The organism is Acetivibrio straminisolvens JCM 21531 (genome assembly GCF_000521465.1).
GTDB classification, from domain to species: Bacteria; Bacillota; Clostridia; order Acetivibrionales; family Acetivibrionaceae; genus Hungateiclostridium; species Hungateiclostridium straminisolvens.
Window position 1 is genome coordinate 20223 of record NZ_BAVR01000037.1, and the last position, 17955, is coordinate 38177.

Annotated in this window: 16 protein-coding genes and 3 pseudogenes; 7 read left to right on the forward strand and 12 right to left on the reverse strand. The window is 37.6% G+C overall.

Going from position 1 to position 17955, the window contains the following annotated elements:
• Positions 1-73: 73 nt before the first annotated feature.
• On the reverse strand, positions 74-961 hold the full coding sequence (locus JCM21531_RS10615; protein WP_038289690.1) for a DNA-3-methyladenine glycosylase family protein: 888 nt from the start codon (positions 959-961) through the stop codon (positions 74-76).
• A 135-nt stretch (positions 962-1096) separates the two neighbouring features.
• On the opposite strand from JCM21531_RS10615, the gene JCM21531_RS10620 reads away from it, so the two are divergent.
• A complete protein-coding gene (locus JCM21531_RS10620; protein ID WP_038289693.1) occupies positions 1097-1873 on the forward strand; it encodes a DUF6062 family protein in 777 nt (258 codons plus the stop codon).
• Here the strand turns inward: JCM21531_RS10620 and JCM21531_RS10625 are convergent.
• The 6 genes and pseudogenes from JCM21531_RS10625 to JCM21531_RS10650 all read right to left on the reverse strand — a co-directional run bounded on the left by JCM21531_RS10625 (position 1866) and on the right by JCM21531_RS10650 (position 11163).
• The gene (locus JCM21531_RS10625; protein WP_038289695.1) at positions 1866-2723 is read right to left on the reverse strand and encodes an Asp23/Gls24 family envelope stress response protein; all 858 of its coding nucleotides are present in this window, start codon (positions 2721-2723) and stop codon (positions 1866-1868) included. The genes JCM21531_RS10620 and JCM21531_RS10625 overlap by 8 nt on opposite strands.
• A gap of 584 nt (positions 2724-3307) precedes the next feature.
• The gene (gene ytxC / locus JCM21531_RS10630; RefSeq protein ID WP_038289698.1) at positions 3308-4234 is read right to left on the reverse strand and encodes a putative sporulation protein YtxC; all 927 of its coding nucleotides are present in this window, start codon (positions 4232-4234) and stop codon (positions 3308-3310) included.
• Positions 4235-4457: 223 nt separating this feature from the next.
• Positions 4458-5014, reverse strand: a pseudogene (locus JCM21531_RS24500) (DUF6873 family GME fold protein).
• Between the two features lie 889 nt (positions 5015-5903).
• On the reverse strand, positions 5904-6191 hold the full coding sequence (locus JCM21531_RS23795) for a DUF6273 domain-containing protein (protein WP_162149314.1): 288 nt from the start codon (positions 6189-6191) through the stop codon (positions 5904-5906).
• A 50-nt stretch (positions 6192-6241) separates the two neighbouring features.
• Complete coding sequence (locus JCM21531_RS23800) at positions 6242-6685, reverse strand: DUF6273 domain-containing protein (RefSeq protein WP_038289705.1); 444 nt, start codon at positions 6683-6685, stop codon at positions 6242-6244.
• Between the two features lie 116 nt (positions 6686-6801).
• Entirely contained in the window at positions 6802-11163 is a 4362-nt protein-coding gene (locus JCM21531_RS10650) for an InlB B-repeat-containing protein (protein ID WP_038289708.1), read from the reverse strand.
• A 241-nt stretch (positions 11164-11404) separates the two neighbouring features.
• On the opposite strand from JCM21531_RS10650, the gene JCM21531_RS21875 reads away from it, so the two are divergent.
• The 3 genes from JCM21531_RS21875 (at position 11405) to JCM21531_RS10660 (ending at position 12927) form a co-directional block, all read left to right on the forward strand.
• The gene (locus JCM21531_RS21875; RefSeq protein WP_243467546.1) at positions 11405-11572 is read left to right on the forward strand and encodes a hypothetical protein; all 168 of its coding nucleotides are present in this window, start codon (positions 11405-11407) and stop codon (positions 11570-11572) included.
• Positions 11569-12585, forward strand: coding sequence for a M20 metallopeptidase family protein (locus JCM21531_RS10655; RefSeq protein WP_243467549.1), 1017 nt, complete (start codon positions 11569-11571; stop codon positions 12583-12585). Before JCM21531_RS21875 ends, JCM21531_RS10655 begins: the two co-directional genes overlap by 4 nt.
• A gap of 123 nt (positions 12586-12708) precedes the next feature.
• Positions 12709-12927: a DUF378 domain-containing protein gene (locus JCM21531_RS10660; protein ID WP_038289711.1), complete on the forward strand. Its 219-nt coding sequence runs from the start codon at positions 12709-12711 to the stop codon at positions 12925-12927.
• An 83-nt stretch (positions 12928-13010) separates the two neighbouring features.
• Here JCM21531_RS10660 and JCM21531_RS19295 read toward each other — a convergent pair whose 3' ends face one another.
• Both JCM21531_RS19295 and JCM21531_RS10665 read right to left on the reverse strand, forming a co-directional pair.
• Positions 13011-13181 (reverse strand): hypothetical protein, encoded by a 171-nt coding sequence (locus tag JCM21531_RS19295; protein ID WP_173400183.1) that lies wholly within the window; start codon positions 13179-13181, stop codon positions 13011-13013.
• 220 nt (positions 13182-13401) lie between these two features.
• Positions 13402-14130 carry a YebC/PmpR family DNA-binding transcriptional regulator gene (locus tag JCM21531_RS10665; RefSeq protein WP_038289713.1) on the reverse strand — a complete coding sequence of 243 codons (729 nt, stop codon included), beginning with the start codon at positions 14128-14130 and terminating at the stop codon, positions 13402-13404.
• Positions 14131-14436: 306 nt separating this feature from the next.
• Here JCM21531_RS10665 and JCM21531_RS21880 point away from each other — a divergent pair, with 306 nt between their 5' ends.
• Positions 14437-14709, forward strand: a complete 273-nt coding sequence (locus JCM21531_RS21880; protein ID WP_243467547.1) for a hypothetical protein — start codon at positions 14437-14439, stop codon at positions 14707-14709.
• A 71-nt stretch (positions 14710-14780) separates the two neighbouring features.
• The gene (locus JCM21531_RS10670) at positions 14781-15548 is read left to right on the forward strand and encodes a sensor histidine kinase (protein WP_243467548.1); all 768 of its coding nucleotides are present in this window, start codon (positions 14781-14783) and stop codon (positions 15546-15548) included.
• Positions 15549-15612: 64 nt separating this feature from the next.
• Here JCM21531_RS10670 and JCM21531_RS10675 read toward each other — a convergent pair whose 3' ends face one another.
• Together JCM21531_RS10675 and JCM21531_RS10680 are read right to left on the reverse strand one after the other, a co-directional pair.
• Positions 15613-15987: a CoA-binding protein gene (locus tag JCM21531_RS10675; RefSeq protein ID WP_038289714.1), complete on the reverse strand. Its 375-nt coding sequence runs from the start codon at positions 15985-15987 to the stop codon at positions 15613-15615.
• Between the two features lie 17 nt (positions 15988-16004).
• A pseudogene (locus JCM21531_RS10680) lies at positions 16005-16653 on the reverse strand (YigZ family protein).
• A gap of 172 nt (positions 16654-16825) precedes the next feature.
• Here JCM21531_RS10680 and lepB point away from each other — a divergent pair.
• Positions 16826-17391, forward strand: a pseudogene (gene lepB / locus JCM21531_RS10685) (signal peptidase I).
• Between the two features lie 66 nt (positions 17392-17457).
• Here the strand turns inward: lepB and JCM21531_RS10690 are convergent.
• Positions 17458-17892, reverse strand: coding sequence for an NUDIX hydrolase (locus JCM21531_RS10690; RefSeq protein WP_038289715.1), 435 nt, complete (start codon positions 17890-17892; stop codon positions 17458-17460).
• Positions 17893-17955: the final 63 nt, after the last annotated feature.

Consider the following 17955-nt stretch of genomic DNA (forward strand, 5'->3'; position numbering starts at 1 on the left):
AAACTATTAAATGCTTAATAAATCAAAATTATAATTAGTTTTACAATTTGAACTCTCAAAGTAATTCTACCTTCTATTTTGCACCAATTTTGTTTTCCCGAGCATAGTAAAAGAGATACTGCTGGGCAAATCCTGCATATTCTCCAAAATAATCCCGGGCAAATTCCTGTATTTGGCCAAAGCTTGCCTCCCTTTTAAAATACAGTTCCTCCATCACTCTTTTTACCCAGACGTCAGTGGGAAATACATCATATTTTGCACCGCTGTACAACAGCGTACAGTCTGCAACCTTAGGACCCACTCCCTGAAATTTCATAAGATGGTTTCTTGCCTCAACGGTATCCATTGAGCAAACGTCCTCAAGGCTTATTTGTCCCTCATAAACCATCTTTGCGGCATTCATTATGTATTTGCACCTAAATCCCGCTCCGGTACGCTCCAACTCTTCCAAAGCCGCACGGGAAAGTTCCTCAACAGAGGGAAATGCATAATACTTTTCACCGTTCATTTCTACTTCGCGGCCATAAAACCGGGATATTTCATTCACGGTTTTCATTATTCTGGGTATCCTGTTGTTGGCGGAAATAATAAAAGATATCAAGGTCTCCCATATGTTCTGCTTAAGAAGCCTTATCCCCGAGCCAAACTCTACCGCTTCCTTCATTATCTCATCTTTCATTACTTTCTCTTTAATGTATGAGTAATCCCTTCCCAAATCAAAATAGTCAAACCATATATCCTTAAAATCCTCTATATCGGCGTTTGACAATTCCAAAACCCCGTCCCGGTACTTTACGTTTACAGCCCTGCCATATGCAACCCCCGTATAACTTCCGTCCGGTTGCCTTATCCACCTGAAACACTGTCCGCAGTCAAATACATGGACCGGGTCAAAATCCATTACTTTCTCAACAATGACCTTGTTATTCTCTTGCTCAATTTTATATCCTTTGAATTCCATATCCTCACCTCACCCTAAATATTTTTGTGTTACTTATATATAATACCCTGTTTTTTTGCTATAATTTAAGTGTAAAAAATTTAAGCATAAAAATATCTTTCCGTTAAATCAATAAAATCTTGAAAGGAAATTGTTATGAAAGAAAAAATTTACACAATACCTGTAACCGATGCATTTAACACCGATTGTGAGTGTCCCATGTGCGTGCTGGAAAAAAAGCTGGAGGACGAAAACGTCGAATATGTATTGGGACCTTTTCTGATGGAACCTGAAGGAAGAATGGAGACAAATGAAAACGGCTTTTGTAAAAGGCATTTCGAGTTTCTGTACAACACCCAGGCAAACCGCTTGGGCCTTGGCCTAATTGTTGACACCCATATGGTAGAACAAAACGCAAAACTCAAAAAAAACTATGAGGACAAGAAAAATCAACTTAAAAAAGATGCCGATGTCTCTTTTATAAAAAACCTGTCGGGCAAGCTCTCTTCAAAGCAAACGGAAACCCGCAAATTTGTAGATGAATTGATTGCTAACTTAAACAAGCTTGAAAACTCCTGTACCATTTGTACACGAATCAATAAGACAATGGACAGATATATAGATGTAATTTTATATCTTTATTTTAAAGAGAATGACTTCAAAGAGTTGTTCCACAGCCGCAAGGGATTTTGCCTAAAGCACCTTAAAGCTCTTCTTGAAGGCACAGGAAAGTATCTTGGTCCGAAAGAAACTGCCATATTCGTAGACAATTTGCTTTCCATGCAAGTAGAAAACATGGAACGTATTCAGCAGGAAGTAAACTGGTTTACAAAAAAGTTTGACTACCGCAACAATGATGCTCCTTGGGGCAACTCAAAGGATGCACTTCCAAGAAGCATTCAAAAGCTGGTGGGCTTTTGCAACCTCAAGTAGCAGAATCGCTCCGCTTTGTCTCCAAAGCCTTGTTGGATTCCAAAACAAGGCTTTTTGCCGTAAGGTTCAGACTTTTAATATTGAGCGCCGTAAGCTTCTCAACTTCATCAATCACTTTTTTCTGAACGTCTCTCAAAAGAGCCTTTATCTGGCAGCCATACACCAGCACAAGGTCCATTTCAATATATATACCGTCGGGATGGTTCTCCACCCTGAACCTTGATATTTTATTTACACCTTCGATATTTGAGACAACATAATCCACAATCTGATATATCGTATAATCGGAAATAGTATAGTTGCCAAGGTAACTGAAAGTAGGGCGTACTACGGATTTCTCTCCAATTAGCTGGAAGCGCCCCTTTCCTTTCCTTTTAAATATCTGTAAAGGGTCAAGAAAATACCCTGAAAAATCTTTTTTTATCTCAAAAGTAGGTACCGGAATAACATGTTTTCCCTGCTCTTTTCTAGTGGTAAGCGCCTGTTTTATCTCAAACTCCGTTGCCACCTGGTGTATATAAATCTTTTCGCTTACCTCCGAAAGCTCCAAACGCTTTGCAATGGCTTCAACCATACCGTCCGATGTCCCTAAAATAAGTATCCCTTGGGGATTGTATTGCCTAATAGCCGTCTTTACGTCATTTGCATGCTCATCATCGGTAAACAGGGCGCGCTTGATGGAACTTATTTTTGTTTTCTCCTTTTTGGCCGAAGTACCTGCAATAATCTGTGCACCCCTAATAAGAAGACCGTCATCTATAATAAAATCTATTCCTCGTTCCCGGGCAACCCATACAGCCCTATGGCTTTTGCCGGTCCCGCTTGGTCCCACAAATCCAACAACTCTCAAGTTTATACCTCCAAAAACTCTTAAAACTTGCATTGAACAAAAAATGCAAATTTCCCTTTGTATTAGAATTAATTTTACCACAAAATCCTCATCTATTACAATGCGGACAAACTTACCCCACATATTGAACCAACTGAGACAAACTATCATTCCATATGAAAATTATTTCCCCAAAAACAGGGAAAAGAGAGTATATCTACTCTCTTTTTTCCCGGATATTTTTTCTTTCGTTTTTTCACTTGTCATCTTTTGCTTTTAAGTTTCCTAATCCTTGGTACCTTATATTTTTAATCATTAGTAAAAAGAAAAGTTATATAAATTGCTTAAAAGTTGCTTCAACGGTTAATCTTTTGTAAACCTTCTTAAAAGCATTTAAAGCAAAATGCTTAGCACTGTCTATATTATGTACAAAAAATAACACTTATATACATCATATTGTATTATACAATATATTGTATCATTTCATTATATATTGTCAATATCTATGGAAAAATTTTTTGAAGGAATTTAGTACTATTTCTGTTTTTTTGTAATTTTCTATCAAAAAAGAGGGCCTGTTCGGCCCATTTTTACTTGGTTAAGGTTTATACTTGGCTTTTATTCTCACTTCTAACCATATTCACCATACACAATTCACATTCGGAACATATAACAACTTTTCCCCAGAAGACATTTTTTATCGTTTCAAGAAGCTCCTTGTTTCTGAAAGATTCAGCCCCATGTATGATAATCCTTCTGGGTGCCATGGTAATAAGAGAGCTTACAAGAAGGTCATCATAATTAATTTCTCCGTTGGGTATATCGTTCATAAACTCCTGAATGCATTCATTGGTGATTTCCTGTTTGTTTTGATCAAGCAATATATATTTATTATCATAACTTACAATAATATGGACAGCATTGAATTTTGGGTCCTGTTTGTCAACAAAATATCTCAAAAGCATTATAAACTCTTGGTATTCCCTCTCCATTAGGAAATCATCCATAGCTTTTTCAACTATTTCCTCAAGGTCTTTCATATAATCCTTCAGACGGAAGTTTACAAAACCGTCCAGTATAACACTGTTCGAGCATTCAAAATACTCCAGCAATTTTTTTATTATAATATTCTTTCTGCGGATTTGAAAAAAACTGTTTAGCAGGTTTCTATCCTCATTTTTTATAATTGCAAGGGCCAGCCTTTGTATTTCTTTCCTTTCCACCCGGGTAAAGTAACCATAATTGCTGTTTATTATTCTATATATCAATTTTTCTTCATATTTATCAATAATAAAAGTTGCCAAAGCACTACAAACATTAAAAACCAGTTCATCATACAAATGAGAATTCATGTCCGAAGGAGCATCACCGTCTGCCAAACTGCAAATAACTGAAGTTGAGCCTTCCGAATCGACAATATCTCTAACCATGTAGTTTCTGTTCTTTTTATTATTTCGGGATAATTCATTTATCAAACAGTTTTTCAAACTGTCAGCACTATCATCACTAACCCCAATACAAAGAAACTGCATCAACTTCACATCCCTTCAAACGTAGTATATGTCTTAGCAATTTGTTGTATGCAGTAAGCAATATATACAATATATGGGATAATTTTCTCGAATTTTGGCATTTTATTTCCAAACTGCAACCTAGCATATTCTTACCCAAACATTCATACATATTTTTATAGTATTATTATATGCAGATAAATATAGTTAGTTACAAAGGTCAAAGCTTAAATTAACAGCTGTTTTAGTCCGTAAGAAGCGGTATTATCGTGCCTATATCCACTACGGATTCATCGGACAAGGAAACTATCTCAACACCTTTTCTTAGAAGAAAATCCTCTATCTTTTTATAAGACTTAAGCTTCCGGATATCCCCTGCAACAGCCCATTTTCCCTTGTCAAGAAGACCGGTGCATCCTCCTATGAAGCCGTTTTTAAAGCCCGGCAACAATATGGCATCCTCTTCTATAACCAGCACATCTATACCCTTTTTCTCTGCCGCTTTGGCAATCCCTTTGTCCATGGTTATTATAGAATTTTCATCCACCACAGATATTGCACATTTGGCATATCCCTGGTTAATGTGTACCAGCTCTATGTCCATTTTGAAAAAGTTTTCCTTAAGACTTTATCGGTATATTTTGTATTGTGGAACACAAAATTTCCAACTCTGGCTGCATTATAATAAACGCTTGCCGGATATTTGTCTCCAAGCTCCGCTTCTCCTTTTATAAGCAAAAACCCCTGTCCTGAAAGGGCACCAAGAACACTTTCAGCAGCTCCGGGAGCATATACAATCACTCTTTCCCCCAAATGATGAAATACGGCATCGGGATGAAAAGAAATAGCCGGATAAAGCCCCAAATGGCTTCTGTCTTAATCAACCGAATGCCCATACTTCTTAATCCCGACTCCAAAGACGCTGATTCTTCCGTCCACTATGGCAAGCCGGACCTTTCCTTCGGGTATGTTGGGCACATTTATGTAATTCATGAGCTCACCTGTCCTATTATTCCATAAAAATTATTTTGCATACACAACATAAAGTTTTAATATAAAAATTTATCACAATTGGTTTTTTATTTTCATAGTATAAAATAGCTTAACTGAAAACAGATTAATTTTTAGTCACTATTACATAAAAATTATATACTATTTTAGACAAACTGGGCGTAAAATATATTGTTAATAAATATCTGCTTTTGCCAGATGCTCCGATACTAACTGCCGGCCAATTAAAAAACCGGCGGTTGTTTAGATAAACCGCACCTTTTTTCGAAGGTGCGGATTTTATTTGGCCTCTTGGAATGAAATGAAAGAGGCCAAAGCGAAGGGACTCGATGTCCCGAGCTTTTTTTACAGCGATAATAATTAATGTTTTTATGGACATAATATTAACAGACTTGCTTTATTGACTGCAACCGACTTAAACAATACTCTTTCTAACAGGAGTGATATTATGACAACTATCAACTGCTCGTCAAATTGCGTCCACCAGCAGGATGGCAAGTGTACACTTGATAGTGTCACAAAAAACTCAGATTCAGTCTCCCCTGACTGTGTTCTTCGAAGAAAAAGTGTCAAAACCAGCTACTAAAAAAGCCACAGTATAAACCCTGACAAAAAGCTTAAGGGGCCTAATGCCCCTTAAGCTTTTATATTTCCGTATTTATAAAACGGACTCTTTCCCTTATTCAACAACATATACAGTCTTCCCGTTCAATTCTGTTTTCCTAATCAATGTATCTTTGGGCAGACAAAATGCAGGCCGTATAGCATAAGCTTCGGACACACTGCTTCCGCCAATAACTCCGTCGGCTCCCACAGTCCATGCTTGAATATCATCCCAGAGATATGCGGTACGAAGCCAATAAGCCTCGGCTACCCCGTTTTTATACGTAGCCTTCAAGTCTTCATTATCTTTATAATATGCAAGGGGTTTGCCTTCGTTATTTGCCATACCGCTTTTAATATTCATTTCCGAAGCAGACAAAATAAAAATCTTTCGCTGTATTTTTTCCGTATCTTTTACACTACCTCCCCCTCAACGCTTTCTAACGTAGAAACGCTGACATTGGTGTCTAAAATCTTATTTTGCAGTGTCTGAGAAAATTGTAATATATAATTGTTATTTAAGTAATAATCTATGTTGCTTTTAGGGTAGTATCCGCCCTTCGAGCCATATGATTTGCTGTCGCTATAGGAAATCAAATCTTCCAACAGGAATTTTCTTAATAAAAGTATTCCTCCTTCATAATCCGAACTCAAAACCAAGAAAGGTTCAAAAGCACCCTTTTCTTGGATATAAACCGTATAACTGTCGGAATCTTGAGTTTTATTCCTGTAAGCAATATCCTTTAACATACTTTTACCTTCCCCGGTTTTGTTTTCATCAGAACCCTGCCAGTTAAATACAGGAAAACATCCTGTTAGAATTGTAAGAAAAATGCACATGATTAAAATTTTTCTCATTTTACTCAACACTTCTCCGTTTCCCTTTTATATCTTCTTGAGCCGTAATTATGCATTTGGGCTAATAATTTTTCAAATATTACTCGATAAACGGGCGTTTAAGCATTAAGTTTCAATTACTTTAAATATGCTTCGATAAAATCTCTCAAAATTTGTGCCACACCTGCTCTATTTACAGCTTTTTTAGGAGAAACTATGCTGTTTTCGGCTATTGAATTTGCATGCAAATCTGTGTAAGTGTACTTACCGCTTCCCGGGTAAAAGATTAATCCATATTGACACATATCCATAACAGTATCTTTTGCCCAAGGACTCACTTCTTCATCATGTACAAAGACATTATCCGAATCTTTTTTCAGTATAATTCCTTTATATTTCATATACTTGTCAAGCACAATCGCTATTTGCTCAGCAGTTATCAAGTCATTCGGGCCAAACAATTCTTTACTGTAACCGGAAACTATCCCGATGTCAACCGCCCATGCAACTGCTTTGCAGTACCAAGAATTTACATTAATATCTGAGAATGCAGAAGTATTGTAGCCTGACAAGTCAGCTCCGTCAAGTTTTGAGAGTACGGTTACAAACATTGCTCTGGTCATACCTGTTTCTGTATCAAATATATTGTCTCCGACACCGTAGAATAATGTTCGTGATGTAATAAAATCAATTGTTTCGGATGCCCAATGTCCTTCTATATCTGTGAAAGTCTTTTTGTTTTCTATTACTCCGTAAGTCCCCGGCTCTGACACTAATATGATCATTTTACCGTCTTTGTATATTGAAAACGGAATAATAACGTCTCCCTCATCTTTTTTCAGAACACCTACATGATTTATACTTCCATTTTCGTAAGGCAAATATAACAATACGGGAGCGGTTAATCCCTCTAGAACGTCTGGCGTAATGGTTACGCTTCCGTCTTCGTTAAGTGTCAGATTTACTTTATTGTCATTTAGCAATATCCCGTCATCACTAGGCGGAACATGAACAAACCTCGCCTCAATTGTCCTATTTTCAGCAACAACAAACGAATACTTTTCTCCTGCGTTATCAATTTTTATATTGTTTTCATACCAACCGTCAAATATATAGTTTGTATCCGGTACAGCCGTCAATGTGATTGTTGAACCTGAATTATATTTGCCTCCGCCAGTCACAGTACCTCCAGCACCTGAAGTTGCAGTAATAGAATACTTAAGTGGTGCAGATGAAGATGACGATGATGAAGGAGAAGGCGTAGACGAAGATACCGGTTCAAAAACTGCCATTACAACAGTTTCATTGCCTGGCATTGTAAATGTTGTAGTTTCGCTATTCTTATCGCCAAAAACTCCTCCCTTTGACGATACCCAGTTTTTAAAACGATAACCGTCATCAGGAATTGCTTCAAGCGGAGTAATTGAGCCATTCCCATAATAACCATTTGCCCCTTTAGTAATTCTGCCTCCCGTACCGGCTTCTATCTTTAGCTCGTAAGTACTCGCTGTATTTGGACTTGGACGGCTGCCTTCAAATTTTGCAGTCAAATATGTGTCCTCCTCAACCCGGAAACGATAGGATTTATCCGTCGATACAAGCACTCCATTTTTATACCATCCGGCAAAATCACATTTTTCATATTCTATTGCAGATACTTGCGCAAACGAACCTGCACTATATACACCGCCGCCAATTACTGTGCCCCCCTCGGAATTATCGCTTGTTACATTTACAATATATACCGAATCTCGAGCCGATTGACCGGAGACTTCCATCGACGGCGTTAACTCACCTGTGCTATTTGCCAATGAATAATTTACGCCGGAGCCTTCACCGGTATTGGCAGCATCTTCATCGGAAAATTTCGGAACAACAGCATTTAGTATATCCCCCTTAGCAATAGGGACATCATAGTAATTTACAATTTTCGCATATGTACCAGTATCTTGACTGAATTCGCACACAGAATAATTTAATTCTCCGTCATCTGTTGCAATAATCTCAATACTGAACGTGTCATCGGCCGGAAGGTATACAATCTTTTCCTTGTTTGAATTAAACCTTGCCACAATGGTACTTCCATCTATTTCTTGAGGCTCATCATCAATGAATTGTGCTACAAGTTCACCCTTAGAATTATATACATTGACATCTACCGGACAATTTATGTAAATTTTTCTATAGCAATCTATTATAAACAGTCTTCTGCCCTCCGGAGTATAATTTACATCCTGAATTTGCAACCAAGCAAGGCAAAGCTCGGGGTAGTGTGCCGCAAACAATTTACTCGCATTGCCTTCACTGAAAAGTGTTATTAAGTCATCTCCCCCATTTAATTTAACTGAAGCAACAATTGTCCTTGCAATAACTGCAATAGCTTCTTTAATGGCAGTTGGTATTTGTCCATAGGCATTAAGATCAATGCCCGCTTCTGAAAGACTCTCAACAAAATATTCCGTAATGAGGTCGGCAACTCCGTCGATACCACCCCATAAGTATTCTACCGCAATATCGTATATATGAGCGTCCAACTTTTCCTCAAACTTCTTAATAGCTTTATCCCATTTATAAGACTCATAATGCCCGCCCATAAATTCAGCAGCAGCAAGCCTTACAGCCCCCTGCAACTTCTCGGCATAATTTTCGCGGTTTTTAATTCCTGTAGCAAGGGAAAGGATCAATTCGTCCAAAAATTGAGCCATTGTTATGTTGTCATTTTCTATTAAACGTACATCCACCTCAAAATTCGGAACCCATACCCAATATTCAATTCCAAAAATACCGGTTCGTTTTTCCCAATGCCCAAAGTCAACACTTATATCCGGATTAATCTTTTTTCCTTGGAACGTGTCAACTATATGTTTATCTCCTACAATAGATTCACGTACCCATTCCGTATCAAGCTCTTTAAATTTTTCAAGCATTTTGGCAAAAAGTTCTGAATTGCTTGATGTGAGCTTTGTAGGAATCACTCTTTCATCAACACCATACCGTGTAAATCCCCAAGCACTAGGTGCAACTTTAGTTACCAAGTCATTTTGATTAACAATATTATGAATATTAGTATACTTGCTAACGGGTTGAACTTGACTCATTAATGCCCCCATAGCCGGCTCAAAACAATATGCGTACAAGTTTTCCTTATCAAAACGTATCCCTGCAATTTCTCCCTCATCGGTAAGTCTTCCGGCAAGCAAGTTAACTGTCGCACCTGCACGGCTATAACCCACAAGCCAAAGCTTTATATTTTCTTTAAACTCTCCTTTGTGACGAGTTATATAATCGGAAAGAAATCTATACGCTTCATCGCTGGCAGTTTTAAAGCCCTTATGTTGACCTGTTGTACCCGCTGTGAAGTTGCCTGCCCATTCCGCTTCATAACCTCCACCCCTTGCGGCCAGCGCAATCACAGTATAATTCTTGCCATTAACTTTTATGTCCTTATGAGCTGCAACAACACCAATAGAATCTTCACTTGGTTTTACCGTAAAATATTTGTTTGTCTCAAAATCTTTAAATCCTATTTCGCCAAAAAGTTCACGGGCATTTCTTGCTTTATCGGTATAATCCTTTGTCCCTCCAACATTGCTTGCCCATGCAGACAGTTCAAGACACAAAGACATGGTTGCAAGACTTGGATTGTAAATTGAGGCTCCTTGAGAAAAGTAATCATCGTCATAGAAATATGTTGCAACATAATCTTCATTTATACTATTTTTAGACGAGAAACGAAACAACCCGGTTCTTTTCTTTATAATATCATCTGCTATTTCTTCAAAAACAAATTCGAATTCCTCAGCATTATCTATATCATAATAACCCTTATTTTGAATGTCTTGGAGAAATCTCCTGGCAAACCCAAGCAGTTCCTTGGGATAAAAATAAGTAAAGTCTTGGAAAAAACCCAATGTATATATGTTAATATCCTTTTTTATTTCTTGAGCTAAATTATAAACCGCATTTGCATACTTGTACGAATAATCATTGGCTTCATACAAGTCACAATCTTCAATAGTATAAGGTCCGTCGGAAGTAGAATACTGTTGATTGGGCATTCCGTCGGTCATTAAAATAAGGTTCTTAATAGCATTGGAAGGTATTTTGCCGGAAGACAAAATTCCTTGAGCCTTAAGCATTCCATCATATGTATTTGTGCCGTTCCTATAAATGTTGGTCACATTATTTATTGCATTTTTCAGCTTTTCGGGATCATCGGTAAAATCGCAGTATATTTCGGCGCTTTGAGAATAAGGTATTACTGCCACATAATTTTGTCCGTTAGCATCAAGTACCTGCGATATAAACTTTTGTGCTGCTTTTTTCATTTGATTTAACGATACATCGCTCATACTTGGAGACAAGTCTAACACCAATACCGAATAACGTACGATTTCGCTTGACTGTTCTGCATATACATTACCCGGAAACGCTAAAACGCCAAGCGTTATTAGAGCTACCAATAATAATGATAACCCTCTCATAAAAATACTTTTCATTTTTACTCCCCCTAAAATTTAATTTTTCTTAAATTTTATAATAAAGTTATTTTATATATTCCTTATATATCTCTAGCATGCTCCTTAAGAGGGTCAGTAAACTACTCCCAAACAAAAGAGCATATTTTTACATATGTTTTGCACAGATTATCATATACATCTTTAAATGTCAAGTATTCTCAATTTTTCTCGCTTGCATGAGTTCGAAAAATGATATATATTAAAATTCAGGTGATTAAAAATGTACACAGAAGAAATCAAAAAAATATCATCCGATATAATTAATGAAATAATTTCCATAAGAAGAGATATTCACAGACACCCCGAATTGGGTTTTAATGAATATAGAACATCCTCCATAGCATCGGATTTTTTGAAAAATCTCGCTGCAAAGTTTATTCAAACATAGCCAAAACCGGAGTTGTCGGTGTCCTTGAAAGCAAAAAGCCCGGCAAGACAATTGCAATAAGGGCCGACATGGATGCGCTTCCCATAGCCGAGCAAAATGATTTTGATTATATATCTCAAAATGAAAACGTCATGCATGCCTGCGGCCACGATGCCCATGTCGCCATAGCCTTGGGAACGGCAAAGATAATTTCCGGCTTTATGGACAAAATATCCGGCAATGTCAAATTTATTTTCCAACCCGCTGAGGAAGGGCTGGGAGGAGCTGCTTTGATGATTGATGAAGGTGCGCTGGACAATCCTGACACCGATGCAATAATTGCCCTTCATGTTTCCCCGCTTTTAAAGTCAGGTCAAATTTCAGTAGGTACAGGACCGGTAATGGCTTCGCCTGCCGAATTTGACATAATAATAAAGGGCAGGGGCGGTCATGCAGCCCAACCCCATAAATCCGTCAACCCAATATCCATAGGTGTTAATATTATAAATATGTTTTCCTCAATTATTCCTAAAACCTTAAGCCCTTTTAAAAGCGCCATCCTGTCGGTAACATGCTTTGAAGCAGGCAATACCTACAATGTCATTCCTTCACAGGCTGTCATTAAAGGTACTGTGAGAGCTTTTGACCGGGAAACCCACAATGTGATACAAGAAAGGATGAACTCTGTAATTGCCTCAATGACATCAGCAGAAGGTGCGGACTTTTCTTTTAGTTACAACCTTGGCTATCCTCCGGTAATAAACAATGGAGAAATTGCAAAGCTTATTTCAAATGCCTCGAAAAAAATCCTGGGGGAAGACAATGTAGTGGAAAATCCCGAGCCTTCCATGCTGGCTGAAGACTTTTCCTATTATACCCTGAAAGTCCCCGGGGCCATATTCAATCTGGGCTGCAGCAATCCTTTCGAAAAAAATTTCCACAACCTTCACTCTGGCAAATTCAACCTTGACGAAAGCTGCATAAGTGTTGGAATGCAAATATTATCCCAGTGTGTGCTGGATTTTCTGGGATAGTATTTTTCCAGATTTTTATTTTCGTGCCAATTCATTTTTTGCTATGAATTTTTAATTTTCCGTCGGTAATAATACAGATATAATTTAATAAAAAGTTTAATTTAATAAAAAGGAGTTGTAATTATGGATAGAACACCTTTGGATAGACTGGCTTTGGTTTTAGTTATCGTCGGAGCATTAAATTGGCTTTTGGTGGGACTTTTCGATTATAATCTTGTAGCAGAATTGTTTGGCATAGGCTCATTTATTACCAGAACAATATATTCTATAGTTGGTATTGCCGGGCTGTATAGCATAAGCCTGCTCTTTAGAGAAGCAGCCCGCGTTGACAACAAAGCCTAAGCATAAAAAACCAGGTGCCTTACCCCTTCTGACAACAGGCACCTGGTTTTTCCATTTAATCCGGCATGATAGTAAAAAAACTTTTAGCATATATTTTTTATTTCCACTTCATTCGAAACAAGAACAACTTTAATACTCAAACACCCATCTGCGTCAACCGAAACGTCATATGTTTTAACTCCAAACTTCTCTATACTCTTGTCGATTTCATTTTTTATCTGGTTTTCAAGAATATCGTAAACCATATTACTCAAAACTATCCTCTCCTTCCTCGACGCATATATAATATCAAAAATTTTTCGTCTTGTTAATACTTATGGGAAATTAATACTAAACTTCGTTTTTACCAAAAGGCTTAAACTTTGCCCGTGAGCCCCTTCTTTTAAAAATAAAAAATTTTTTAAAATTAAAAACACCTTCCTGTATGCCTTTAATCAATACAGGAAGGCGGGAAAAGTCATCTAAATCAAGTTTTTACTCTCCGTCCCAGTTATGATAAACGTTTTGCACATCATCCAGATCTTCCAGGTTTTCAATGAGCCTATCCATAAAATCAATTTGCTTTTGATCGGTCAATGTGGTCGTGGTCTGGGGAACCATTTCAACTTCTGCCTCAACAAATTCATATCCGTCTTGTTCGAGACCTTCCCTCACTTTTGAGAAATCTTCCGGCGCAGTAATTATTTCAAAATACTCATCCTCAGCGGTAAAGTCCTCTGCTCCAAGGTCCAAAGCTTTCATCATAAGGTCATCTTCTTTAACTTTGTCACTCTTTTCAATCAATATTACGCCTTTCTTATCAAACATAAATGACACACAGCCCGTTGTCCCAAGGTTGCCTCCGAATTTATCAAACAAATGCCTGACCTCGCCCGCAGTTCTGTTTCTGTTATCTGTCATGGCTTCAACAATAACAGCTACACCGCCGGGGCCATAGCCTTCATATACCACCTCTTCATAATTGGTTGAATCAATTTCACCCGCCGCCTTCTTAATACTCCTCATTATGGTGTCATTGGGCATATTGGCAGCTTTCGCCTTGGCAATAACGTCCTTGAGCTTTGAATTGACTTCCGGGTCCGGTCCTCCTTGTTTTACAACTATAGCTATTTCCCTTCCGAGCTTTGTAAATATTTTTCCTTTCTGAGCATCTGTTTTTTGCTTCTTATGTTTTATATTGGCCCATTTCGAATGCCCCGCCATAAAATACCTCCTTAAACAATATATATAAATAACTATATAAAGCCCATATAGTTTTGTCCTCTATAAATTATAATATTAAACGGCTATTTAATAAAGGTTTTCTGAATTAATTAGAAGTTTTTTTGTCACGAATTTCAAAAATGTATTTACATATTTGCTTTTATTGTATAAAATAGGTATGACATTTTATGTATATAACTCTATATTATTCTATGTTAAGTACATAATACTTATTATAAAGTAAGGGTTGGTACTATGAACAGCAAACCTTGTATTGGCACATGCACGAGAATTATAATATATTCTGTGCTTGCACATTTAGTCATTGCAGGTGTCGGTTTTATTTCATTCATGTTCAAAATAACCGACGAATCTGATACAGATAATAGTGTCCTCCTCGACCTGCTGCTTGCTCAAAACATTTTCATCCTGGTATTGGAGGTCCTGATTTCTATTGCCGTTATATCGGTTATAGTATATGCCCATAAAAAATTGAACAAAATTACTTCACAACATTTTGACGATATTGAAAATATAAAAAACAGTACCAACGTGAACTTGAAGAAAAGAATGAACTGATCCGAAACCTCACCTCACTCTATGAAAAAACCATAAAATCAAGCAGTCTAAAGTCAGAGTTTTTCTACAACATGTCCCATGAGCTAAAAACCCCATTAAGTGTTATTCTTGGAGCCATACAACTTATAAGTCAAAAATATCCTCTCGACGAAAGCGATCGAAGAAAATCAACCCGGCATTTGATTACTATAAAACAGAATTGCTACAGGCTTTTAAGACTGATAAACAATATTCTGGATATCAGCCGAATTGATTCGGGCTACATAAAAACAAACCCGGTAAATTGCAATATTGTATATCTGGTAGAGGACATAACCAGCTCCGTAATCCCCTATGTGGAGCAGAAAGGTTTGACTTTGGAGTTCGACACCCTCAATGAAGAAATTATTACCGCTGTGGACATTGACAAGATTGAAAGAATAATTCTAAACCTTTTGTCCAATGCCATCAAATTTACCAACCCGGGAGGCAAAATCTCGGTAAAGGTTGCCAAAAGATTCAACAACGTAATTATTAGAGTCAAAGATACAGGCATTGGAATACCCAAAAATATGCAGGCTGCCATTTTTGAACGCTATCGTCAGGTAAACAACGGTCTCACCGCAGAAATTGACGGATCCGGCATAGGCCTCTCCATTGTAAAGTCCTTCGTTGCCCTTCACAACGGAGTTATAAAAGTAAGGAGTGAGGAAAATAAAGGAAGCGAATTTATAATATCTCTCCCCATACAACTTTGCGAAGAAAACCAATGGCATGATTCCGGCAATCAAAATTCCCAGAGCAAAATAATTGAGGCTATCAATATCGAATTTTCCGATATTTATTTCATAGCCCCATAAAATCCCGTACTTCTATCTCGCACTATTTATACCGCAATAGTCTCAAAACCTTGCCATTCCCTCTCTATCCCAAAGCCACAAGGACACATGCTTGAACAGCATTTAATCCCTTGCTTTCAATAAGCTCCATAATCTCTTTGTTATGGGTCCCCGGCTGCAACCAGATATTTTGCACTCCAAGCCTTGAAGCTTCTTCTATAACCTTCATCCCATGCTTTGGAGCAACCACCATATCAATAACCTCCGGCACTTCCGGAAGGGATGACAAATCACTGTAGCATTTATCCCCATCAATTGTTTCATAGTTGGGATTCACAGGATATACTTTATATCCCTTTGATTTAAGCTTTTTATAAATTTTGCTTCCAAACTTATCCGGATTATCACTGGCACCTACAACGGCCCATACTTTTTTCTCCAGCATTTTTTCCTCCAGCATAGCACTTCCTCCTCAATCTATATTATAATTTTTCCCTGGGAGTCTAATGTGATATAGCAGCTGTCTCCCTTTTGGATAATTGCTCTTGCATTTGTTGCTTCATTGATCATATCAATAAAGGTTTCAACATCATCACACGGAACAAATACTATTATCTCCACATCCTGTTCATATATAACATCTTTTATCGTAAACCCTTCTGAAATAAGGATATTTTGAACCTTCCCAAACAAGGTATACTCCAAAACTATATTTACCTGGGTGCAAAGCTTTTTTGTCACAATTTGGGCTGCTTCTATACCCATTGATGCGCTTTTGCCATATGCCGTATAAGCCCTGCAGCACCAAGCAAAGTACCTCCGAAATACCTTGTTACCACAACCACCAGATCCCGAAGCCCCATTTTTTTATAACTTCAAGCACAGGAAGTCCGGCAGTTCCCGACGGCTCACCATCATCGCTGAACTTCTGTATAATATTCTTTCCACCAATATAGTATGCATAAACATTATGATTAGCATCCCAGTACTTTGATTTTAGTTCTTCAATAAACTCCGCTGCCTCCTCTTCGGTTGATACCGGCTTTACCGACGCTATAAACCTGGATTTTTTCTCTTCAATTTCATACATTGCATGGTTTAATACTGTTTTATATACCTTATCCAACACTAACCACCTTTTTATTTTACTCTCAAATTTTTTCCGTTGTCTATATTTTAACATTATATAGCCTCTTACTCTATAGTTTTTCGATAGTACTAGAAAAATGTACATAGAATGAGGTATAATATTATCAAATCAATAGAATAGATAACATGCTTTTAGGGAGGAATATATTGTGAAAATTGTCAAAGAAATTTTAAGCTGGACCGGCCATATTCTCCTTGCCATTGTTTTCGGCCTTTCAATTACAATTTTTGTGTTGCAGCTACTATGGTTCAGGGAATTTCCATGGAGTCCACTTTGCATAACAATGACCGGGTATTGGTAAACAAACTGGTTCATACTTTAGGATTTGAACCTGATTACGGAGATATCGTAATTATAGATAAACGAATTGACAGGCCCCGTACCGTCATCGATGATATAACGGACAGTCTCAGATACAATGCCATTTCTTATCATTTCAACAAGAACATTGATGAAATTTTTTGGATAAAGAGGGTTATCGGCAAGGCTGGCGACACGCTTGAATTCAAGGACGGAAAAGTCTACAGGGACGGTATTGCTCTGGATGAGCCCTATATAAAAGAGCCCATGCTTTACACTTCCGATGAGGTAGTAGTCGTGCCGGAAGGCCATGTTTTTGTGATGGGGGATAACAGAAACAACAGCTATGACAGCAGAATGGTCGGCCCTATTCCTCTCGACCATGTAATTGGCAAGTATGTTTTTAAGTTTTAAGTTTTTGTGAAGGGGCATTTTACCCCTTCACTTTTTATGTCTCTATTTATAGTCTTATTAATTATATTAATTTAAAGCGTATTCTTTCTCTTTATTTTGCTCCAATTCACGGTATTTTTTATACGACAGGCTCACCAATGACTTGTCATGGCCTGAATTAATAAGATTCATGGCTTCGTCAATTCTAACAAAGTCCATGAATCTTGAACTGTTATTTTTCATTTTATTTTCTCCGTTAAGGGATTTCATGATATACCATGTAGTTTTGTTGCAGAAGGGTTTTTTATGCGTTGTAGATGAGAATTCGTAACTTGTCTGTCCGGCTGTGAATACGATTTCAGTGGCTATACCGGATTCCTCCCTGATTCTTCTCACTGCTGCTTCACTCGAAAGTTCTCCATCGTGCATTACTCCTCTCGGAAGCACCCATTCATCCCTCTCGTTTTTAAGAAGAAGGACTTTGTCTCCCGAGAACACCACTCCGCCTGCAAAGCTCCTCATCCAGCATGATAAAACCCCTTTCATAATTTGATTTATATATAATATATATTCATAAATTTTTCA